The organism is Actinomycetospora sp. CA-101289 (assembly GCF_050955895.1).
GTDB lineage: Bacteria > Actinomycetota > Actinomycetes > Mycobacteriales > Pseudonocardiaceae > Actinomycetospora.
Map to the genome: position 1 here is coordinate 3,720,740 of NZ_CP192093.1, position 20,230 is coordinate 3,740,969.

At 74.1% G+C, this 20,230-nt stretch carries 20 protein-coding genes; 12 read left to right on the forward strand and 8 right to left on the reverse strand.

The window, feature by feature from the left end; genetic code table 11:
• Window positions 1–8 precede the first annotated feature (8 nt).
• On the reverse strand, window positions 9–1,379 hold the full coding sequence (locus tag ACQPX6_RS18515) for a pyridoxal-phosphate dependent enzyme (protein ID WP_433781826.1): 1,371 nt from the start codon (window positions 1,377–1,379) through the stop codon (window positions 9–11).
• Window positions 1,380–1,479: 100 nt separating this feature from the next.
• Between ACQPX6_RS18515 and ACQPX6_RS18520 the strand changes: the two genes are divergently transcribed.
• The gene (locus ACQPX6_RS18520; protein ID WP_433781828.1) at window positions 1,480–2,136 is read left to right on the forward strand and encodes a DUF2461 domain-containing protein; all 657 of its coding nucleotides are present in this window, start codon (window positions 1,480–1,482) and stop codon (window positions 2,134–2,136) included.
• 43 nt (window positions 2,137–2,179) lie between these two features.
• Here the strand turns inward: ACQPX6_RS18520 and ACQPX6_RS18525 are convergent, their stop codons facing one another.
• Entirely contained in the window at window positions 2,180–2,668 is a 489-nt protein-coding gene (locus tag ACQPX6_RS18525; protein ID WP_433781830.1) for a cupin domain-containing protein, read from the reverse strand.
• A gap of 4 nt (window positions 2,669–2,672) precedes the next feature.
• On the reverse strand, window positions 2,673–3,782 hold the full coding sequence (gene gcvT, locus ACQPX6_RS18530) for a glycine cleavage system aminomethyltransferase GcvT (RefSeq protein WP_433781832.1): 1,110 nt from the start codon (window positions 3,780–3,782) through the stop codon (window positions 2,673–2,675).
• Between the two features lie 113 nt (window positions 3,783–3,895).
• On the opposite strand from gcvT, the gene ACQPX6_RS18535 reads away from it, so the two are divergent.
• The 6 genes from ACQPX6_RS18535 (at window position 3,896) to lipB (ending at window position 11,940) form a co-directional block, all read left to right on the forward strand.
• The gene (locus tag ACQPX6_RS18535) at window positions 3,896–5,416 is read left to right on the forward strand and encodes a leucyl aminopeptidase (protein WP_433781834.1); all 1,521 of its coding nucleotides are present in this window, start codon (window positions 3,896–3,898) and stop codon (window positions 5,414–5,416) included.
• A gap of 75 nt (window positions 5,417–5,491) precedes the next feature.
• Window positions 5,492–6,868 carry a dihydrolipoyl dehydrogenase gene (gene lpdA, locus ACQPX6_RS18540; protein WP_433781836.1) on the forward strand — a complete coding sequence of 459 codons (1,377 nt, stop codon included), beginning with the start codon at window positions 5,492–5,494 and terminating at the stop codon, window positions 6,866–6,868.
• Between the two features lie 36 nt (window positions 6,869–6,904).
• The gene (sucB, locus tag ACQPX6_RS18545; RefSeq protein WP_433781839.1) at window positions 6,905–8,905 is read left to right on the forward strand and encodes a 2-oxoglutarate dehydrogenase, E2 component, dihydrolipoamide succinyltransferase; all 2,001 of its coding nucleotides are present in this window, start codon (window positions 6,905–6,907) and stop codon (window positions 8,903–8,905) included.
• 122 nt (window positions 8,906–9,027) lie between these two features.
• Complete coding sequence (locus tag ACQPX6_RS18550; protein WP_433781841.1) at window positions 9,028–9,918, forward strand: TIGR01777 family oxidoreductase; 891 nt, start codon at window positions 9,028–9,030, stop codon at window positions 9,916–9,918.
• The gene (locus ACQPX6_RS18555; RefSeq protein WP_433781843.1) at window positions 9,915–11,174 is read left to right on the forward strand and encodes an NAD(P)/FAD-dependent oxidoreductase; all 1,260 of its coding nucleotides are present in this window, start codon (window positions 9,915–9,917) and stop codon (window positions 11,172–11,174) included. The genes ACQPX6_RS18550 and ACQPX6_RS18555 overlap by 4 nt, the downstream gene beginning before the upstream one ends.
• A 10-nt stretch (window positions 11,175–11,184) precedes the next feature.
• A complete protein-coding gene (lipB, locus tag ACQPX6_RS18560) occupies window positions 11,185–11,940 on the forward strand; it encodes a lipoyl(octanoyl) transferase LipB (protein WP_433781845.1) in 756 nt (251 codons plus the stop codon).
• A gap of 3 nt (window positions 11,941–11,943) precedes the next feature.
• Here the strand turns inward: lipB and ACQPX6_RS18565 are convergent, their stop codons facing one another.
• Window positions 11,944–12,579: a TetR/AcrR family transcriptional regulator gene (locus ACQPX6_RS18565; RefSeq protein ID WP_433781846.1), complete on the reverse strand. Its 636-nt coding sequence runs from the start codon at window positions 12,577–12,579 to the stop codon at window positions 11,944–11,946.
• A 55-nt stretch (window positions 12,580–12,634) separates the two neighbouring features.
• Between ACQPX6_RS18565 and ACQPX6_RS18570 the strand changes: the two genes are divergently transcribed.
• Entirely contained in the window at window positions 12,635–13,531 is an 897-nt protein-coding gene (locus tag ACQPX6_RS18570) for an SMP-30/gluconolactonase/LRE family protein (protein ID WP_433781848.1), read from the forward strand.
• Window positions 13,532–13,566: 35 nt separating this feature from the next.
• The gene (locus ACQPX6_RS18575) at window positions 13,567–14,556 is read left to right on the forward strand and encodes an LLM class flavin-dependent oxidoreductase (RefSeq protein ID WP_433781849.1); all 990 of its coding nucleotides are present in this window, start codon (window positions 13,567–13,569) and stop codon (window positions 14,554–14,556) included.
• 6 nt (window positions 14,557–14,562) lie between these two features.
• Here the strand turns inward: ACQPX6_RS18575 and ACQPX6_RS18580 are convergent, their stop codons facing one another.
• Window positions 14,563–15,504, reverse strand: a complete 942-nt coding sequence (locus ACQPX6_RS18580) for an LLM class F420-dependent oxidoreductase (protein WP_433781850.1) — start codon at window positions 15,502–15,504, stop codon at window positions 14,563–14,565.
• A gap of 103 nt (window positions 15,505–15,607) precedes the next feature.
• Here ACQPX6_RS18580 and lipA point away from each other — a divergent pair, with 103 nt between their 5' ends.
• Together lipA and ACQPX6_RS18590 are read left to right on the forward strand one after the other, a co-directional pair.
• Window positions 15,608–16,618: a lipoyl synthase gene (gene lipA, locus ACQPX6_RS18585; protein WP_433781852.1), complete on the forward strand. Its 1,011-nt coding sequence runs from the start codon at window positions 15,608–15,610 to the stop codon at window positions 16,616–16,618.
• 35 nt (window positions 16,619–16,653) lie between these two features.
• Complete coding sequence (locus ACQPX6_RS18590; RefSeq protein ID WP_433781853.1) at window positions 16,654–17,400, forward strand: DUF4191 domain-containing protein; 747 nt, start codon at window positions 16,654–16,656, stop codon at window positions 17,398–17,400.
• Window positions 17,401–17,409: 9 nt separating this feature from the next.
• Here the strand turns inward: ACQPX6_RS18590 and ACQPX6_RS18595 are convergent, their stop codons facing one another.
• Window positions 17,410–17,928, reverse strand: coding sequence for an RDD family protein (locus ACQPX6_RS18595; protein WP_433781855.1), 519 nt, complete (start codon window positions 17,926–17,928; stop codon window positions 17,410–17,412).
• A gap of 226 nt (window positions 17,929–18,154) precedes the next feature.
• On the opposite strand from ACQPX6_RS18595, the gene glnA reads away from it, so the two are divergent.
• Entirely contained in the window at window positions 18,155–19,576 is a 1,422-nt protein-coding gene (gene glnA, locus ACQPX6_RS18600) for a type I glutamate--ammonia ligase (RefSeq protein ID WP_433781856.1), read from the forward strand.
• 70 nt (window positions 19,577–19,646) lie between these two features.
• Here glnA and ACQPX6_RS18605 read toward each other — a convergent pair whose 3' ends face one another.
• Complete coding sequence (locus tag ACQPX6_RS18605; protein ID WP_433781857.1) at window positions 19,647–19,856, reverse strand: hypothetical protein; 210 nt, start codon at window positions 19,854–19,856, stop codon at window positions 19,647–19,649.
• Between the two features lie 19 nt (window positions 19,857–19,875).
• Complete coding sequence (locus tag ACQPX6_RS18610) at window positions 19,876–20,205, reverse strand: hypothetical protein (RefSeq protein ID WP_433781858.1); 330 nt, start codon at window positions 20,203–20,205, stop codon at window positions 19,876–19,878.
• Window positions 20,206–20,230 lie beyond the last annotated feature (25 nt).

Below are 20,230 nucleotides of genomic sequence, written 5' to 3' on the forward strand. Positions count from 1 at the left end.
GGCCCAGACTAGTCGGCCGGGGCAAGGCTCTCCGGCAAACCCAGCGCCGCCCGCGTCACGAGCCCGGCGACCCGCCCGTCGCGCACCACCCAGGCCGCCCCGGCGTCGCCCAGCCGCTCCCGGGCGGTCTCGATCCCCTCCCCCGCGCCGACGCTCGGCGGCTGCGCCGTGGCGTGGTCCCGGACGGGGTCGTCGTCGGCCACGCCCTCCAGCGCACCGGCGGTCACGGCGCCGAGGATCTCCGACGGCGCCGCCGGGCCCTCGCGGTCGCGGGCCACCGGAGCGGGTCCGGGGAGCTCGCCCAGCGCCGCGCGGGCGCGGCCCACCGTCCACGACGCCCGGACCACCGGCACCTCGAGCAGCGGCAGCTCCCCGACCAGGGGGCCCTGCCCGTCGGCCTCGGTGAGGAACCCGAGCCGGCGCAGCCAGCCGTCGTCGAAGTACTTCGACAGGTACGCCCGCCCCGAGTCCGGCGCGATCACGACGACGACGTCGTCGGGGCCCAGGTCGCGTGCCACCCGCAGCGCGCCGGCCACGGCCGTCGCCGACGAGCCGCCCAGCAGCAGGCCCTCCTCGCGGGCCAGGTGGCGGGCGGTGAGCATGGTCGTGCGGTCGTCGACGCGGACGACCTCGTCGGCGACGGCGCGGTCCCAGTTCGCGGGCCAGGGGTCGTCGACGGTGTCGGGGTGGCGGTAGTGGCCGATCGCCTCGACGTAGTACGGGCTGCCGTCGCCCCCGCCGTACGCCGAGGTCTCGGGGTCGACGCCGACCACGCGCACCGGGCCGAGCTCCTTGAGCGCCGCGCCGGTGCCCGAGAGCGTGCCGCCGGTGCCGATGCCCGCGACCAGGCACGTCACCCGCCCGCCGGTCTGCTCCCAGATCTCCGGCGCGGTGGTGTCGCGGTGCGCCTGCGGGTTGGCGGGGTTGCCGTACTGGTCGGCGAGCCACCCGCCCGGCGTCTCGGCGGCGAGGCGGGCCGCGAGGTTGTTGACGTGCCGCGGGTCCTCGCGCGTCAGCCCGCCCGGGGTGGGCACGACCTCGGCGCCGTAGGCCCGCAGCGCGGCGATCTTCTCCGCCGCCGTGGTGTCGGGGACGACGATCACCGTGCGGTAGCCGAGGAAGCCGCCGACCAGCGCGAGCCCGATCCCCGTGTTGCCCGACGTGCCCTCGACGACCACGCCGCCCGGCCGCAGGTCCCCCGACGCCTCGGCGGCCCGGATCATGGCCAGCGCCGCCCGGTCCTTGACGCTGCCCCCGGCGTTCTGCCACTCGGCCTTGAGGTAGATCCGCGGCGCCAGGCCCTCGGTCAGCCGCCGCAGGCGGATCAGGGGCGTGGCCCCGATGGCGTCGAGCACCGACTCGTGCACCGCTCCTGGCACGTCGCCGTGTCTACACGCCGTTGGCGCTGCGCGCGTGTGCGCGCTTGCCCGTGCCCTGGCACGGACACGCACTCACAAGCGCGTAGCGCAAAATGGCCCGATGGCGTTCACGGGCTTCGGCGAGGCGGTCGTCGACTTCTACGAGGGTCTGGAGGCCGACAACTCGAAGGCCTACTGGACCGACAACAAGCCGGTGTACGACGACCACGTGCGGGCGCCGATGGTCGCGCTCCTCGCCGACCTGGAGCCCGAGTTCGGTGCCGGCAAGGTCTTCCGCCCGTACCGCGACGTGCGCTTCTCCGCCGACAAGACGCCGTACAAGGTCCAGTGCGGCGCGACGGCGGGCGGGCGCTACGTGCAGGTCTCGGCCGACGGGGTCATGGCCGCCGTCGGCTACTACCGGATGTCCTCGGCGCAGGTGGCGCGCTACCGGGCGGCGGTCGACGACGCCCGCCACGGCCCGGCGCTCGCCGCGCTGGTCGACGACCTGCGCGCCGAGGGCTACGCGATCTCCGGCGAGCAGCTCAAGACCCGGCCGCGCGGCGTCGACCCCGAGCACCCGCGCCTGGAGCTGATGCGCCACAAGAGTCTCTACGGCCGGTGCGCCTGGCCCCCGTCGGACGAGCTCCACGGCCCGGAGCTGCGCGAGCGCGTCGCGGCCACCTGGCGCCGCCTGGACCCGCTGAGCCGCTGGCTCGACGAGCACGTCGGCGTCGACCTCGACGACGCCGCCGACCGCCCGGGGCGCCGCCGCTGACCCCTCCGTGAGCGATCTCGGGGCCTATAGGCCCAAGGATCGCTCACGAGGGGATCGGGTCGTGCTCCCAGTCGCGGAGGTTGACCTGGTCGCACTCGAGGGCGAAGGCGTCGATCTCCTCGGTGCTCGCGCCCCGGGCGAACAGCTCGGCGAGCCCGCGGAAGTAGTGCTCCCGAGGCGCCCCGGGCACGAAGAGGATGAGGAAGCGGGCGGGCTCGTCGCCCAGCGCGTGGAACCCGTGCACCCCGTTCACCGGCACGTGCGCGAAGTCGCCCTCACCGAGCACGCCCCACTCCCGGCCGCTCATCACCGCGAGGCGCCCGGAGATCACCCAGAACGCCTCGGTGAAGCCCGTGTGGAAGTGCGGGATCGCTCCCCAGCGGCCGGGCTGGGCAGAGGTCTCGAACAGGCCGTAGCCGCCGCCGACGACGTGACCGGGCGCGGTGAAGATCGCCGGACCGGCCTGCTCGGCGTCGGCGCGGACGCGGTACACGCCGGGGTCGGCCTCGGGGATGTCGGTCGGGAAGCTCATGTGGTCAGCGCACCTTCGAGGCCACGAACGGCGGGGTCACGACCTCGCACTCCAGGGCACGGCCGCGCACGTCGACGGCGAGCACGTCGCCCTCGTCGACGCCCGCGGCCGTGTCGAGCAGCGCGAGGGCGATGCCGGTCTTCAGCGTCGGCGAGAACGTCCCGGACGTGGTCTCGCCGATGACGTCGTCACCGCGCCGGACGCCCATGTGCCCGCGCGGCACACCGCGGCCCGTGGCCCGCAGGCCCCAGGAACGCCGCCGCGGGCCCTCGGCGCGCTCGGCGAGCAGCGCCTCGCGGCCCCAGAACTCCTCCTTGCGCCAGCCCACCGCGAAGCCGCACCGGGCCTGCAGCGGCGTGATGTCCGGGCCGAGGTCCTGGCCGTGCAGCGGCAGCCCCGCCTCGGTGCGCAGCGTGTCGCGGGCCCCGAGCCCGGCGGGCAGGCCGCCGCGCTCGGTGACGACCGCGGCGAGCGCGTCCCACAGCTCGCCGGCGCCGTCGGACGGGGCGATCAGCTCGTAGCCCCGCTCGCCGGTGTAGCCCGTGCGGCAGACGCGCACCTCGCGCCCGGCCCACTCGGCGTCGACGAAGGCCATGTAGTCCAGCGGGTCGGGGTCGGTCAGGAGGCCCACCTCGGCCAGCACGGTCGGCGACTCCGGGCCCTGGACAGCGAGCACCACGTGCGCGTCGTGCTCGTCGTCGACGCGGATGCCGGCCGGCGCGACCTCGGCCAGCCGCCGCCCCACGCCCGCCGAGTTCGCGGCGTTGGGGACGGCGAACACCTCGTCGGGGCCGACCAGGTAGAGGATCAGGTCGTCGACGACCCCGCCGTCCTCGGCGCAGCACAGCGTGTACTGGGCCTTGCCCGGCACGATGCGGGTCAGGTCGTTGGTCAGGCAGCGGTCGACGAACGCCGCCGCGCCCTCCCCGCTGATGCGGACCTTGCCCAGGTGGCTCACGTCGAACAGCCCGACCGCCTCGCGGGTGGCGGTGTGCTCGGCCACGGTGCCCGAGTACTGGACGGGCATCTCCCACCCGCCGAACGGCGCGAACGTGGCGCCGAGGGCGACGTGGTGGTCGTGCAGGGGGCTGCGGCGGGCATCGGTGACGGTCATGGCGACACGCAGCGGAGCGGAGCTGGGCTAGTGACGGACACCCGCGGCACCGTAGTGGAGCGGGAGCGGTCATAGCATGTGATCGACACCGCCGGCAGAGGGAGACACGCGACGTGAGCAGCACCCCCGACCTCGAGCTCCTCGGCGCGGACCCGGGGCCCGACACCCTCGGCGGCGCCGACGTCCTCGTCGTCGGCGTCCGGCCCGGCAGCGACGGCGCGGACCCCGTCGTGGCCGGCCCCACGTCCGTCCTCGGCGACCTCGCCGGCGAGCTGCCCGGGCTCGTCACCCTGCTCGGCGGCTCCGGCAAGGCCGAGGAGACGACGCGGGTGCCGACGCGCGGGGCGATCGGGGCGCCGCTGGTGCTCGCGGTCGGGCTGGGCCAGGAGCCCGGCGACGACGCCGCCGCCGGTGAGACGCCCGACCTCGCCGAGCAGGTCCGCCGCGCGGCCGGTGCCGCGGCGCGGGCGCTGCACGGCAAGGCCGCGCACGTCGTCACCACGCTCGCCGCGCTCGACCTGGCGGCCGCGATCGAGGGCACGCTGCTGGGCGACTACGCCTTCACCGAGTACAAGAAGACGCCCGACACCGCGCCCACCGAGCTCACGCGCGTCGGCCTCGTCGGGGACGGCGACGACGCGGCCGTCACCCGCGCGGCGACGGTCGCCCGCTGGGTCGCCGCCGCCCGCGACCTCGTCAACACCCCGCCCAACGACCTCTACCCCGACGCCTTCGCCCGGCGCGCGCAGGGCCTGGCCGAGTCGGTCGGGGTGACGGTCGAGATCCTCGACGAGACCCAGCTGGCCGAGGGCGGGTTCGGCGGCATCCTCGGGGTCGGCGGCGGGTCGTCGCGGCCGCCGCGGCTCGTACGGCTGTCGTACAGCCCGGCGAACCCGCGGACGAAGGTCGCGCTCGTCGGCAAGGGAATCACCTTCGACACCGGCGGCATCTCGATCAAGCCGGCGGCGAACATGGACCACATGACCTCGGACATGTCGGGAGCCGCAGGCGTCGTCGCCGCCACCTGCCTGGCCGCGGACCTCGGGCTCGACGTCGAGGTCGTGGCCACCGTCCCGATGGCCGAGAACATGCCCTCGGGCACGGCCTACCGCCCCGGCGACGTGCTCGCGATGTACGGCGGCAAGACCGTCGAGGTGCTCAACACCGACGCCGAGGGCCGGCTGGTGCTCGGCGACGCCATCGCCCGGGCCTGCGAGGACTCGCCGGACTACCTGCTCGAGACCTCCACGCTCACCGGCGCCCAGCTCGTCGCCCTGGGCTCCCGCACGCCGGGCGTCATGGGCACCGACGCCTTCCGCGACCGGGTGGCCGCCCACGCGGTGGCCGCGGGCGACGGCGGCTGGGCGATGCCGCTGCCCGACGAGCTGCGCGCCGACCTCGACTCCCGCGTCGCCGACCTCGCCAACGTCACCAACCACCGCTTCGGCGGCATGCTGGTCGGTGGGATCTTCCTGCGCGAGTTCGTCGCCGACGGGGTGCCGTGGGTGCACCTGGACATCGCCGGCCCGGCGTTCAACACCGGCGGGCCGCACGGCTACACGCCGAAGGGCGGCACGGGTGTCCCCGTCCGGACGATCGCCGCGGTGCTCGACGACGTCGCTCGTCACGGCTAGTCCCGAGGTGGTGACACGGGTGGAAGGATGGGTTCGGACATCCGCACGCCACACGCCGACGCGGGAGAATCTGCAGTGAGCGACACGTACGACGTCATCATCCTCGGGGCGGGCTCGGGCGGGTACGCCTGCGCGTTCCGCGCCGCCGAGCTCGGCCTGTCGGTCGCGCTGGTGGAGAAGGACAAGGTCGGCGGCACCTGCCTGCACCGCGGCTGCATCCCCACCAAGGCGCTCCTGCACGCCGCCGAGGTCGCGGACTCGGCGCGCGAGGGCGAGCAGTTCGGCGTGAAGAGCTCGCTGTCGGGCATCGACATGAGCGGCGTCAACTCCTACAAGGACACCGTCGTCTCCCGCCTCTACAAGGGCCTGCAGGGCCTGGTGAAGGCGCGCAAGGTCACGCTGATCGAGGGCGCGGGCAAGCTCGTGGCGCAGGACACCGTCGAGGTCGACGGCCAGCGCTACCAGGGCCGCCACGTCGTGCTGGCCTCCGGCTCGTACTCCAAGACGCTGCCGGGGCTCGAGCTCGGCGGCCGCGTGCTCACCTCCACCGAGGCCATCAACCTCGACTACGTGCCGAACCGCGTGGTCGTGCTCGGCGGCGGCGTCATCGGCGTCGAGTTCGCCAGCGTCTGGAAGAGCTTCGGCAGCGAGGTCACGATCGTCGAGGCGCTGCCCCACCTCGTGCCCAACGAGGACGAGTTCCTCTCCAAGCAGCTCGAGCGCCAGTTCCGCAAGCGCGGCATCACGTTCAAGACCGGCACCAAGTTCACCGGTGTCTCGCAGACCGCCGACGCGGTGACGATCTCGCTGGAGAACGGCGAGCAGATCGAGGCCGACCTGCTGCTCGTCGCCGTCGGCCGCGGGCCGAACACCGCCGACCTCGGCTACGAGGAGAACGGCATCACGCTCGACCGCGGCTTCGTGCCGACGAACGAGCGCCTGCACACCGGCGTCGGCAACGTCTACGCCGTCGGCGACATCGTCCCCGGCCTCCAGCTCGCGCACCGCGGCTTCCAGCAGGGCATCTTCGTCGCCGAGGAGATCGCCGGCCTGCACCCGCCGGTGATCGACGAGAAGGGCATCCCGCGCGTCACCTACTGCGAGCCCGAGGTCGCGTCGGTGGGGCTCACCGAGGCCCAGGCCAAGGAGGTCCACGGCGAGGTCGAGACCCTCACCTACGACCTCGCCGGCAACGGCAAGTCCCAGATCCTCAAGACCGCGGGCGCGGTCAAGCTGGTCAAGGGCGGCACCGGCCCCGACGCCCCCGTCGTCGGCGTGCACATGATCGGCACGCGCATGGGCGAGCAGGTCGGCGAGGCGCAGCTGATCTACAACTGGGAGGCGCTGCCCGACGAGGTGGCCAACCTCATCCACGCCCACCCGACGCAGAACGAGGCCCTCGGGGAGGCGCACCTCGCGCTCGCCGGCAAGCCCCTGCACGCCCACGGCTGACCCACCCGAGAAACCGCGCAAGGGAGTCCGAGCACGATGGCCTACTCCGTCCAGATGCCTGCTCTCGGGGAGAGCGTCACCGAGGGCACCATCACCCGGTGGCTCAAGCAGGAGGGCGACCACGTCGACGTCGACGAGCCCCTGCTCGAGGTCTCGACCGACAAGGTCGACACCGAGATCCCGTCGCCCCAGGCGGGCGTGCTGCAGCGGATCGTGGCCCAGGAGGACGACACCGTCGAGGTGGGCGGCGAGCTGGCCGTGATCGGGGACGAGGGCGAGGCCGGCGGTGCGTCCGGCGGTGACGGCGGCGGTGCCGCGCAGCCAGCGGCCGAGGAGCCCCCGCAGCAGTCCGAGCCGGAGCCGCAGCCCGCGCAGCCGTCGCAGCCGGAGCCCCAGCCGCAGCCCGCCGCCGCGTCGAGCGGGTCGTCGGGGGGCTCTTCCGGGGGCACCACCGTCGAGATGCCGGCGCTGGGCGAGTCGGTCACGGAGGGCACGGTCACGCGCTGGCTCAAGCAGGTCGGCGACACCGTCGAGGTCGACGAGCCGCTGCTCGAGGTGTCCACCGACAAGGTCGACACCGAGATCCCGTCGCCGGTCGCCGGCACGGTGCTCGAGCTGCGCGCGGGCGAGGACGACACGGTCGAGGTCGGCGGCGCGCTGGCCGTCATCGGCGACGCGTCGCAGGCCTCCGGCGGCGGGTCCGGGCCGACCGAGGCCCCCACGTCGCAGGCGCCCAGCACGCAGGAGTCGTCGGCGCCCGAGTCGCCCCAGCAGACCTCGGAGGACCCGCGTCCCGAGCCCGAGCGCCCCAACGAGCCGGAGCCCACCGAGGCCCCCGCCGGTGCGCAGGCCGCGTCCGGCGCCGACGACTACGTCTCCCACGAGACCGAGCAGCCCACCGGGCCGTCGGGCCCGGCGAACGCCGGTGGCCTGCAGCCCCGCGAGGACTCCGCCCAGGGCAACGGCGCGTCGGCGCCCACCACCCCGTCCACGTCGGGCGGCTCGCCGTACGTGACGCCGCTGGTGCGCAAGCTCGCCGCCGAGCGCGGCGTCGAGCTGTCGTCGCTGACCGGCACCGGGGTCGGCGGGCGCATCCGCAAGCAGGACGTGGTCAAGGCGGCCGAGGAGCAGGAGAGCGCGGCGTCCGCGGCCTCGTCGGCGGCGGCGACGTCGGAGCCGGCGGGCGACGCCCCGGCCGCAGCGGCGGCGCAGGGCGGCTCGGGCGGCGGTGCGGTGCACGCCGGCGAGGTGCAGAAGCCGTCGGCCTCCGGCGCCCGCGGCTCGTCGGGCGCGCCGGCCGAGGACACCTCCGGCCTGCGCGGCACCACGCAAAAGCTCTCGCGGCGGCGCGCGACCATCGCCAAGCGCATGGTCGAGTCGCTGCAGGTCTCCGCGCAGCTCACGACGGTGGTCGAGGCCGACCTCACCCGCATCGCGCGGCTGCGCGACCGGGCCAAGGCCGACTTCGCCCAGCGCGAGGGCGTGAAGCTCTCGTTCCTGCCGTTCATGGCGCTGGCCACGGTCGAGGCCCTCAAGGCCCACCCGCAGGTCAACGCGATGATCGACACAGAGAAGGGCGAGGTCACCTACCACGGCGCGGAGCACCTCGGCATCGCCGTGGACTCGCCGGCCGGGCTGATCGTGCCCGTCGTGCACGACGCCGGTGACCTCAACCTCGCCGGCCTGGCCCGCAAGATCGCGGACGTGGCCGAGCGCACCCGGGCGAACAAGATCAAGCCGGACGAGCTCTCGGGCGGCACGTTCACGATCACCAACACCGGCTCGCGGGGCGCGCTGATCGACACGCCGATCATCAACCAGCCCCAGGTCGGCATCCTCGGCACCGGCGCCGTGGTGAAGAAGCCGGTGGTGCTCCAGGACGACTCCGGCGGCGACGTCATCGCCGTGCGCTCGATGGCGTACCTGTGCCTGTCGTACGACCACCGGATCGTCGACGGCGCCGACGCGGCCCGCTTCCTGACCACGATGAAGGACCGCCTCGAGGGCGGCGCCTTCGAGGGCGAGCTGGGGCTCTAGCCCGCTCGGAGCACACGCTGGACGAACGAACGGCGCTCTCGCTGCTTCCGAAGCACTGAGGGCGCCGTTCGTTGGTGGGGCCCCGGGTCGCGGCGAGGCGGACACCGCGCGACGATCACCCCATGCGCGTCGTCATCGCCGGGTCCTCGGGGCTCATCGGTACCGCCCTGGTCCCGCGCCTGCGGGAGGCCGGGCACGAGGTCGTCCGCCTGGTGCGGCGGACCCCGCAGGCCCCCGACGAGCGGGGCTGGGACCCCGCCGCCGGGCACCTCGCGCCGGGCGCCCTCGAAGGCGCCGACGCCGTCGTCAACCTGTGCGGCGCCGGCATCGGCGACAAGCGCTGGACGGGTGCGCGCAAGCAGGAGCTGCGCGACAGCCGCATGATCCCCACCGATGTGCTCGCCCGCGCGGTCGCCGACCACGGGGTGTCGACGCTGGTCAACGGCTCGGCGGTCGGCTGGTACGGCGACACCGGCGCCGTCGCCGTCGACGAGTCCGCCCGGCAGGGCTCCGGCTTCCTCGCCGACCTCTGCCGCGACTGGGAGAGCGCGACACGGCCCGCCGACCAGGGCGGCGCGCGGGTCGTCCTCGTGCGCACCGGCCTCGTGCTCGCCCCGGCCGGCGGGCTGATGGGCCGGCTCAAGCCGCTGTTCCAGTTCGGGCTCGGCGGGCGGCTGGGCTCCGGGACGCAGTACATGCCGTGGATCTCGATCGACGACGAGGTCGACGCGATCCTCTTCGCGATCGAGCACGACACCGTCGCGGGGCCGATGAACGCCACCGGTCCGGACCCGGTGACCAACGACGAGTTCACCCGCGTGCTCGCGGCGGAGATGAAGCGCCCGGCGCCGTGGATGGTCCCCGGGTTCGCGATGCGCACCGCGCTCGGGCAGTTCGCCGACGAGGGCGTGCTGGTCAGCCAGCGGGTGCTGCCGGGCGTGCTGGAGCACGAGGGCTTCACGTTCCGGCACAAGACGCTGCGCGAGGCGCTGCACGCGGTGCTCGACGGATGAGCCCGCCCGACCTCCCCGACGCCGTCGACGTCGTCGTGGTCGGCGCCGGGCTCGCGGGGCTGCGCGCGGCCCGCGTCGTCGCCCGCGCCGGGCGGTCGGTGGCCGTGTGCGAGGCCGGCGACGGGGTCGGCGGGCGCGTGCGCACCGACGTCGTCGACGGCTTCCTCGTCGACCGCGGCTTCCAGATCCTCAACACCTCCTACCCCGCGCTGAAGGCGTCGGTCGACCTCGAGGCACTCGACCTGCGGCCCTTCCTGCCCGGGGCCGGGGTCCGCGACGCCGACGGGCGCCTGCACCGCCTCGCCGACCCCCGCCGCGTGCCGTCGTGGGCGCCGCGCACCGCGCTCGACCCGCTGCTCGGGCCCGTCGCCAAGGCGCGCATCGCCGGCCTGGCCCTGCGCTCGCTGCTCGTGCCGCCGGCGCGCCAGGCCCGGGCGCCCGAGCGCTCCACCGCCGACGAGCTCGCCCGCTGGGGCCTCGCCGGCGTCCCCACCGAGGCGTTCCTGCGGCCGTTCCTCAACGGGGTGCTCGGCGACCGCGACCTCGAGACCTCGTCGCGGGTGTTCTCGCTGTTCTGGCGCAGCTTCGTGCTCGGCGACCTGACCCTGCCCTCGCGCGGGATCGGCGCCCTGCCGACGCAGCTCGCGGCCCGGTTGCCCGCCGGGACGGTCTACCTCGACACGCCCGTGCGGCGGGTGGCGCCCGGGGTGGTCGAGACCGACCGCGGCCCGGTGCGCGCCGGCGCGGTGATCGTCGCGACCGAGGGCACCGCGGCGTCGGAGCTGCTCGACGGCCGGGTCCCCCCACCCCGCACCTTCGCCCTGACCACGCACTACCACGTCGTCGAGGAGCCGCCGACCCGTCAGGCGCTGCTGCACCTCGACGGCGCGGGCGGCCCGGTGGTCAACACCCTGGTGCTCACCAACGCCGCGCCGTCCTACTCCCCCGACCACCGCCACCTCGTCCAGAGCACGGTGCTCGGCCCCGAGCCGCTGCCCGACCGCGACCTGCGCCGCGAGCTCGCGCGGATCTACGGCGCCCCGGCCGGCGCCTGGGAGGAGCTCGCGACGGTCCGCGTGCCCCGCGCCCTGCCCGCCGCCGTCCCGCCCACCCCGGCGGGGCTGCAGCACCCCGTCGAGCTCGGCGACGGTCTGTTCGTGGCCGGCGACCACCGCGACACCCCCTCGGTGCAGGGCGCCCTCGTCAGCGGGCGACGGACGGCGCAGGCCGCCCTCGCGGCCCTCTCCCGGGGGTAGCGTCGACCCCGTGAGCCGCTCCAGCCGCGCCGCCGCCGAGCCCGTCGAGGTGCACGAGCTCGGCACCGTCGACTACCAGCAGGCCTGGGACCGCCAGCGCGAGCACGCCGCCGCGCGGGCCGCGGGCACCGGGCCCGACGTGCTGATGCTGCTCGAGCACCCCTCGGTCTACACGGCCGGGCGCCGCACGCTGCCCGAGGAGCGGCCGGCCGACGGCACCCCGGTGATCGACGTCGACCGCGGCGGCAAGATCACGTGGCACGGCCCCGGCCAGCTCGTCGGCTACCCCATCACCGGGCTCGCCGCGCCGTTCGACGTCGTCGACCACGTCCGCCGCCTCGAGCAGGCGCTGATCGCCGTCTGCGACGACCACGGGCTGGCGGTCGGGCGCATCGCCGGGCGCAGCGGGGTCTGGCTGCCCGCCGACGACCGCGGGCCGGCGCGCAAGATCGCCGCGATCGGCGTGCGCGTGGCCCGCGGGGTGACGCTGCACGGGTTCGCGCTCAACGCCGACCCGGACCTCGCGGCGTTCGGGGCGATCGTCCCGTGCGGCATCCGCGACGCCGGCGTCACGAGCCTCACCGCCGAGCTGGGCCGTCGGGTCACCGTCGACGACGTGCGCCCGGCCGTGCGCGCCGCGGTGCTCGACGCCCTCGACGGCCGGCTGCCCGTCACCGACCGCGCGCTGCCGGACCCGGAGCAGGCGGGGCAGGCGCAGGACGTCACCGTCGGCGGCCTCACCGTGCGGGTCGGCGCCGCCCGCTGACGCTCAGCGCGGGCGGACGTCGATCATCCGCATCGCCAGGTCGGCGTAGGCCTCACCGAGGAGCTCCGGGGAGTCCGCGCCGTCGAGGCGGTACCAGCGCACCAGGTCGATGCCCAGCGACAGGATCGCGCGCAGGGTGCGGTCGATGTCCGGGACGTCGAGCACCCCGTCGCGCGTCCCGCGCTCGACCGCCTCCCGCAGGGTGGCGGTGAAGCGTCGCCGGAGGTCGAGGACCACCTCGCGGTGCTCGGGGCCGAGCGCGCCGAGCTCGTGCTGGCAGACCCGGGCCACCGTGTGGTGCCGGGCGTGCCACGTGACCAGAGCGGCCACCAGGCGGCGCACGTCCTCGCGGCGGTCGCCGTCGGCGGGTGCGGCCGCCAAGGCCTCGAGGGCGCGCTGGTGCCCCGTCCGCGCGATCTCGAACAGCACCTGCTCCTTCGAGGCGAAGTGCACGTAGAGCGCGCCGGGGCTGAGGCCGACTGCGGCGGTGATGTCGCGGGTCGTCGTCGCGTGGAACCCCCGGTCAGCGAAGCAGCGCACCGCCGAGTCCAGCAGCGCGCGGGCCGCCGGCGTGGTCCGCGCGTCCCAGAGGCCCTCGGCGACCACGACGTCCTCCTCCTCGACCACTGTGCTTGACATCACGTCCGAGCGAGGTAACTATGCGCTCAGTCACCATCGTGGGCAAGGAGCGGCCATGGCGCAGGAACGGGAGCTCACCGTCATCCTCGACGGCTGGTCGTACCTCGAGTGCCCCCGGTGGCACGACGGCCGCCTGTGGGTGTCGGACTTCTACACCGAGAAGGTCGTCTCCACCGACACCGAGGGCGACGTCGCGGTGGTCGCCGAGGTGCCCGCGCAGCCCTCGGGCCTGGGCTTCCTGCCCGACGGCCGCGCGCTCATCGTGTCGATGCGCGACCACCGCCTGCTGGTGCGCGACGACTCCGGCGAGCTGGCCGAGCACGCCGACCTCTCCGGGGCCGTCACGGGGGTGCTCAACGACATGGTCGTCGACGAGCACGGCCGGGCCTACGTCGGCAACTTCGGCTTCGACCTCATGGGCGGCGAGCCGCTGCGCGACACCACGCTCACCCGGGTCGACCCGGACGGCACGGTGACCACGGTGGCGACCGACCTCGGTTTCCCCAACGGCATGGTGATCCTGCCGGGCGGCGTCCTGGTCGTCGCCGAGACGTTCGCCGGCCGGCTCACCGCCTTCGACATCACCGACGACGGCGGGCTCGACCGCCGGCGCACCTGGGCGGCCTTCGGCGAGCCGCCGCGCACCACCGACGTCGGCGAGGCCGTGGGGCAGCTCGAGGTGGCGCCCGACGGCATCTGCGCCGACGCGGAGGGGGCGATCTGGGTCGCCGACGCCCTGCACCACCGGGTGCTGCGGGTCCGGGAGGGCGGCGAGGTCGCGGAGGAGATCGCCGCCGGCACCGGGGTGTTCGCGTGCATGCTCGGCGGCGCCGACGGCCGCACCCTGTTCCTCTGCGCGGCGCCGTCGTTCCCCGAGCACGAGCGACGGCCGGTCCGCGAGGCCCAGCTGCTCGCGGTGCGGGTCGACGTGCCGCACGCCGGCCTGCCCTGATCCGACCCGACCCCCACCGCGCGGAGGAGCACCCCATGGACGTGTCCGTCGCCTTCCCCACCGCCCTGAGCTCACCGGACGACATCGCGCTGGCCGAGGAGCTCGGCTACGCCCGGGCCTGGGTGTACGACACCCCGCAGCAGAGCCCCGACGTGTGGATGACGCTGGCCCTGGCCGCCGAGCGCACCGAGCGGATCGGGCTCGGCCCGGGCGTCCTCGTACCCAGCCTGCGCCACCCGATGGCGAACGCCGCCGCCACCGCCACGCTGGCCGCCCTGGCACCGGGCCGCGTGGCCGTCGCGTTCGGCACCGGCTTCACCGGGCGGCGGGCGATGGGCTACGGCGCCATCACCTGGGCGTTCATGGACGCCTACATCCGCGCCTACCGTGCCCTGCTGCGCGGCGAGGTCGTCGAGTGGGAGGGCGTGCGGATGCAGATGCTGCACCCCGACGGCCACTCCCCCGCCCGTCCCGTCGACGTCCCCGTGCTCGTGGGCGCCCTCGGGCCGAAGGGCGACGCGGTGGCGCGGGAGCTGGGCGACGGCCTGTTCGTCACCCTGGCCCAGCCGGAGTTCATGACCGCGTACTCCTGGGTGCCCTACCTGGCGTGGGGCACCGTGCTCGACGACGACGAGCCCCAGGACTCCGAGCACGCCAAGACCGCGGCCGGGCCCGGTTGGGCGCTGGCGTACCACGGCGCCTACGAGTTCGGCGGCCCCGACGCCGTGCGCGCCCTCGTCGGCGGCCCGGAGTGGCTGGAGGTCGTCGAGAAGGCGCCCGCGGACCGGCGTCACCTCGCGGTCCACACCGGGCACTGCGTGCACCTCAACGACGCCGACACGGCCGCGTGGGACGCCGGCGGCCACGCGATGCTGCGCGAGGCGACGATCAGCGGCTCCCGCACCGAGGTCCGCGACCGTCTCGCCGAGCTCGCGGAGCGCGGCGTCACCGAGATCGTCATCCAGCCCTGCGGCCCGGACACCCGCGGCGAGCTCGAGCGCTTCCTCGAAGCCGCGCAGTCCTGAGGGCCCTCAGACCGCGGCGACCTGCGGGATCACCTCGGCGGCCACCAGCTCGAGCTGGTCGAGGTCGGCGAGGTCGAGCACCTGCAGGTAGGTGCGCTGGAGCCCCGCCCGCTCGCCGAGGACACCGAGCTTGTCGACGACCTCGGCGACCGTGCCCGCGATGCCGTTGGCGCGCAGCTCCTCGGGCCGGCGGCCGATCGCGTCGGCGCGGCGGGCCACCTCGGCGTCGTCGCGTCCCGCGCAGAGCACCTGCGCGGTCGAGCGCCCCAGCGTCCGCGGGTCGCGCCCCCGCTCGCGACACGCCTCCTCGACGCGGGCCTGCCCGGCCACGAGGGCGTCGAGGTGGGCGAAGGGCATGTTGAACTCGGTGGCGTACTCGGCCGCGAGCGCCGGCGTGCGCGTCCGCCCGTTGCCGCCGACGATGATCGGCGGGTACGGGGTCTGCAGCGGCTTGGGGAGCCCCGGGCTGTCGGAGAAGTCGTAGTGCTCGCCGTGGTGGGTGAACGGCATGCCCACCGGCCGCCGCCACGAGCCGGTGAGGATCTCCAGCTGCTCGGCGAGCATCGAGAAGCGCTTCCCGATCGGCGGGAAGGGGATCCCGTAGGCCAGGTGCTCCTCCTCGTACCACCCGGTGCCGAGGCCGAGCTCGACGCGCCCGCCCGACATCTGGTCGACCTGGGCCACCATCACCCCGAGCGGACCGGGCAGCCGGAACGTCGCGGCGGTCATCAACGTGCCGAGGCGGATGGTCGAGGTCTCGCGGGCGAGGGCGCCCAGGGTCACCCAGGCGTCGGTCGGGCCGGGCAGGCCGTTCGCGTCGCCCATGGCCAGGTAGTGGTCGGAACGGAAGAAGGCGTCGTACCCCGCGTCCTCCGCGGCACGTGCCACGCGGAGCAGATCTTCGTACGCGGCGCCCTGTTGGGGCTCGGTGAAGATCCGGAGGTCCACACGATCAGGGTAGTCCGCTGATCACGGTCCCAACCTCGCCGGTGGGGACGGATGCGCCACGACACCCCGGAGCGACACGCCGCCCGGGCGTAGGGTCGACGGCGTGACGGTGGCTCCTGAAGGACGGAAGATGTTGCGGCTCGAGGTCCGCAACTCCCAGACGCCCATCGAGCGCAAGCCGGAGTGGATCCGCACGCGCGTGGCCACCGGGCCGAACTTCACCGAGCTCAAGGGCCTGGTGAAGGGCTCCGGTCTGGCCACCGTGTGCGAGGAGGCCGGCTGCCCGAACATCTTCGAGTGCTGGGAGGACCGCGAGGCCACCTTCCTCATCGGCGGCGAGCAGTGCACCCGGCGGTGCGACTTCTGCCAGATCGACACCGGCAAGCCCTCGCCCCTGGACCGCACGGAGCCGCGCAAGGTCGCGGAGTCGGTCCGGCAGATGGGCCTGCGGTACTCGACGATCACCGGCGTCGCCCGCGACGACCTCGACGACGGCGGGTCCTGGCTCTACGCCGAGACGGTCCGCCAGGTGCACGAGCTCAACCCCGGCACGGGCGTGGAGCTGCTGATCCCCGACTTCGACGGCCGCGAGGACCAGCTGGGCCCGGTGTTCGACGCCGCGCCCGAGGTGCTCGCGCACAACCTCGAGACCGTGCCGCGCATCTTCCGCCGCATCCGGCCGGGCTTCCGCTACGAGCGCTCGCTCGACGTCATCCGCCAGGCGCGGGCCGCCGGGCTGGTCACCAAGTCCAACCTCATCCTCGGCATGGGCGAGACGCCCGACGAGGTCACCGCGGCGATGCAGGACCTGGTCGACGCGGGGTGCGAGCTGCTGACGCTCACCCAGTACCTGCGCCCGAGCCTGCGCCACCACCCGGTGGAGCGCTGGGTCAAGCCCGAGGAGTTCGTCACCCACCGCGACGCGGCGCTGGCCATGGGCTTCCCGGGCGTCATGGCCGGGCCGCTGGTGCGCTCGTCGTACCGGGCCGGGCGGCTCTACGCCCAGGCCGTGCTCGCCCGCGGCGAGGAGCTGCCCGCCGGCATGGCCGAGCTGGCCGCCGAGGGCCCGGCACGCCAGGAGGTCGGCGAGGTGCTCGCGCGCTCCCGCGCCTGAACCCCGTGAGGTGCCCGTAGGGCAGAATGGGGCCCATGGCGAAGCAGGGCTCCGGCGCGGCGAGCAAGGAAGAGAAGAAGGCCGCCAAGCAGGCGGCGAAGGCCGCCCGCCGTGAGCGGTTCAGCCAGATCTGGCAGGCGTTCCAGATGCAGCGCCGCGAGGACAAGGCGCTGCTGCCGATCATGATCGGCACGGTGGTCGGCACCGCCCTGGTGCTGTTCCTCGTCGGGCTGCTCATCGGCCAGGAGTGGTTCCTCCTGCCCACCGGCATCCTGCTCGGCGTCCTGCTGGCTGTGATCATCTTCGGGCGACGCGTCCAGCGCAACGTCTACGGCAAGGCCAAGGGCCAGCCCGGGGCCGCCGGCTGGGCGCTCGACAACATGCGCGGCCAGTGGCGCGTCACCCAGGCCGTCGCCGGCACCACGCAGCTCGACGCCGTGCACCGCGTCATCGGCCGGCCGGGCGTGGTCCTGGTGGCCGAGGGCGCCCCGCACCGCACCAAGAACCTCGTCGCGCAGGAGAAGAAGCGCGTCGCACGCATCGTCGGGCAGGTGCCGATCTACGACGTCATCGTGGGCGACGACGAGGGCCAGGTGCCGCTCTCCGGGCTCCAGCGCTACATGACCAAGCTGCCGCGCAACATCGACAAGGCCCAGATGGAGACCGTCGAGAAGCGCCTCGCCGCCCTGGCCAACCGCGGCGGGCCCGCTGTGCCCAAGGGCCCGATGCCGCGCGGCGCGCAGCAGATGAAGGGCATGCAGCGCACCGCCCGCCGGCGGTAGGACGCGCTCCTACCGGGTGGTGACGACCACGGTGCGGCTCGCCCGGTCCTGCACACCGCGCGAGTCGCGGTCGAGGATCACCGCGGGCAGCAGGAAGAACACCGAGGCCGTGCGGACGAGCGTCCACAGCAGCCCGACGCCCGGCGAATCCGGCCGGTCCAGGCGCACCACGCGCAGGCCCAGCAGCACCATCGCGGGCGTCGCGCCGATGACGGCCACCGGCACCACCATGATCACCGCCCAGGTGACCAGGCTCCAGTTCTGCGGCGGCGCGGGGAACGTGAACAGCAGGGCGAGCAGGCCCGCGAGCAGCGCGTCGAGCACGAACTGCCCGGCACGGCGCGGGAGCGTCGCCACCGACCCGGGCCCGGACTCGGGCAGGCCCAGCCGGTCGCCGGGGTAGCCCTCGTCGGCCGGGGCGTCGGTGCGGGCCTCCGGTCGGGGGGCCTGCCGGGCGGGTCGCTCGGCGTCCTGCGCGGTGCGGTCCGCGTCTCCCCCGCCCTCCAGCCATTCACGAAACCACGTCACCGTGACAGGCTACGGCGGCCGCAGGTCAAGGTTGGGCACAACGCAGTCGTCCGACCACGCTGCGCGCGTTAACTGCTGAGAAACATGCCGGTGACGGCCGAGCAACAGGGCGCCCATAGCGTCGGGATCACCTGGACCGGTCACGGTCGGAGCCCCCGATCAGTGGGTACCGTGCCGCCCCGACCCCCCGCCGTCCCCGGCAAAGCGCGTGAAGGAGCCACCGAGGGTGTTCAACAATCAGGACGAGGTCTTCAAGTACATCTCCGACGAGGGGGTGAAGTACGTCGACGTCCGCTTCTGCGACCTGCCGGGGCAGATGCAGCACTTCACCGTGCCCGCGTCGGAGTTCGACGAGGACGTGTTCACCGCGGGGCTGGCCTTCGACGGCTCGTCGATCACCGGTTTCCAGAGCATCAACGAGTCGGACATGACGCTGCTGCCCGACGTGGCGACGGCGCGGATCGACCCGTTCCGGGCGCAGAAGACGCTCAACGTCAACTTCTTCGTGCACGACCCGCTGACGCTCGAGGCGTACAGCCGAGACCCGCGCAACGTCGCCCGCAAGGCCGAGAAGTTCCTCTCGACCGTCGACGTCGCCGACACCTGCTTCTTCGGCCCCGAGGCCGAGTTCTACATCTTCGACTCGGTGCGCTACGACTCGAAGCCCAACGGCACGTTCTACGAGGTCGACTCGATCGAGGGCCACTGGAACACCGGCCGTGACGAGGTCGGCGGCAACAAGGGCAACAAGATCGCCATGAAGGGCGGGTACTTCCCCGTCGAGCCGACCGACCAGACCTCGGACCTCCGCGGCGCGATCGGCACCAACCTCATCAACGCCGGCTTCGAGCTCGAGAAGCTGCACCACGAGGTGGGCACCGGCGGCCAGGCCGAGATCAACTACAAGTTCAACACGCTGCTGCACGCGGCCGACGACCTGCAGCTGTTCAAGTACATCGTCAAGAACACCGCCTGGCAGGCCGGCAAGAGCGTCACGTTCATGCCGAAGCCGCTCGCGGGCGACAACGGCTCGGGCATGCACTGCCACCAGTCGCTGTTCAAGGGTGGCGAGCCCCTGTTCTACGACGCCAACGGCTACGCGGGCCTGTCGGACCTGGGCCGCCACTACATCGGCGGCATCCTGCACCACGCCCCGAGCCTGGTGGCCTTCACCAACGCCACGGCGAACTCGTACCACCGCCTGGTGCCCGGCTTCGAGGCCCCGATCAACCTGGTCTACTCGAACCGCAACCGCTCGGCGTGCGTCCGCATCCCGATCACCGGCGACAACCCGAAGGCCAAGCGCCTCGAGTTCCGCTGCCCCGACTCGTCGGGCAACCCGTACCTGTCCTTCGCCGCCATGATGATGGCCGGCCTGGACGGCATCCGGAACAAGATCGAGCCGCCGACGCCGATCGACAAGGACCTCTACGAGCTCCCGCCCGAGGAGGCCGCCGACATCGCGCAGGTCCCGGCCAGCCTCGACGCGGCGATCAACAACCTCGAGGCCGACCACGACTTCCTGCTCGAGGGCGGGGTGTTCACCTCGGACCTCATCGAGAAGTGGGTCGAGCTCAAGCGCGACGACGTGACCGGCCTGCGCCTGCGGCCGCACCCGTACGAGTTCGAGATGTACTACAACTGCTGATCCCGCTCCGCGGCTGACGCCTCGACGGCCCGGTGCCCCTCGCGGGTGCCGGGCCGTCGCGCGTCCGGGCTCACTCCGCGCGGTGGTGCACGTCCGACCGCACGCGCAGCATCGCCAGGGTCACGATCACCGAGCCGACGGCGCCGAGGACGAAGAGCACGATGCCGACCTCGGGGCTGACCGTCAGCACCAGGGCCAGCCCGATCAGCAGGACCGCGGCGCTGACCGCCCAGCCGATCGCGCAGCCGCGGACGGTGGTCAGCCCGAGCACGGAGAACATGCCTTCATGCTGGCACGGCTCACGAGCGGTCGCGGCGGTCGGGCACGTCCTCGCGCGGGGAGAGCGCGGCGGCGAGCACGTACTGGTAGACGTAGCGGATCTCCTCGCCGCGCCGCACGGGCAGGCAGACCCAGCCCACCCACTCCCCCGTGGTCGTCCGGCGCCAGGCCAGCAGCTCGCCGGGGACGCGGCTCTGGAGGTCGACGCCCTCGGGCATCGGGCGCACGGGCCGCTCCGGCGCGCGCGGGTAGGCGAGCGCGAGGTCGACCCACACGCGCTTGACCTCGTCGCGCTGCAGCGCGCCGGACCGGTCGTTGCGGCGCTGTGCCGGACCCCGCTCATCGAACACGTGTTCGATCGTCGGGGATGGAGGC

What these genes read in the sequence shown, in the direction of transcription:
- ACQPX6_RS18520 (WP_433781828.1), top strand. Translation starts at nt 1,480, where the DNA reads ATGGCGTTCACGGGCTTCGGCGAGGCGGTCGTCGACTTCTACGAGGGT.
- ACQPX6_RS18525 (WP_433781830.1), bottom strand. Translation starts at nt 2,668, where the DNA reads ATGAGCTTCCCGACCGACATCCCCGAGGCCGACCCCGGCGTGTACCGC.
- gcvT (WP_433781832.1), bottom strand. Translation starts at nt 3,782, where the DNA reads ATGACCGTCACCGATGCCCGCCGCAGCCCCCTGCACGACCACCACGTC.
- sucB (WP_433781839.1), top strand. Translation starts at nt 6,905, where the DNA reads ATGGCCTACTCCGTCCAGATGCCTGCTCTCGGGGAGAGCGTCACCGAG.
- ACQPX6_RS18550 (WP_433781841.1), top strand. Translation starts at nt 9,028, where the DNA reads ATGCGCGTCGTCATCGCCGGGTCCTCGGGGCTCATCGGTACCGCCCTG.
- ACQPX6_RS18555 (WP_433781843.1), top strand. Translation starts at nt 9,915, where the DNA reads ATGAGCCCGCCCGACCTCCCCGACGCCGTCGACGTCGTCGTGGTCGGC.
- ACQPX6_RS18565 (WP_433781846.1), bottom strand. Translation starts at nt 12,579, where the DNA reads ATGTCAAGCACAGTGGTCGAGGAGGAGGACGTCGTGGTCGCCGAGGGC.
- ACQPX6_RS18570 (WP_433781848.1), top strand. Translation starts at nt 12,635, where the DNA reads ATGGCGCAGGAACGGGAGCTCACCGTCATCCTCGACGGCTGGTCGTAC.
- ACQPX6_RS18575 (WP_433781849.1), top strand. Translation starts at nt 13,567, where the DNA reads ATGGACGTGTCCGTCGCCTTCCCCACCGCCCTGAGCTCACCGGACGAC.
- ACQPX6_RS18590 (WP_433781853.1), top strand. Translation starts at nt 16,654, where the DNA reads ATGGCGAAGCAGGGCTCCGGCGCGGCGAGCAAGGAAGAGAAGAAGGCC.
- ACQPX6_RS18605 (WP_433781857.1), bottom strand. Translation starts at nt 19,856, where the DNA reads ATGTTCTCCGTGCTCGGGCTGACCACCGTCCGCGGCTGCGCGATCGGC.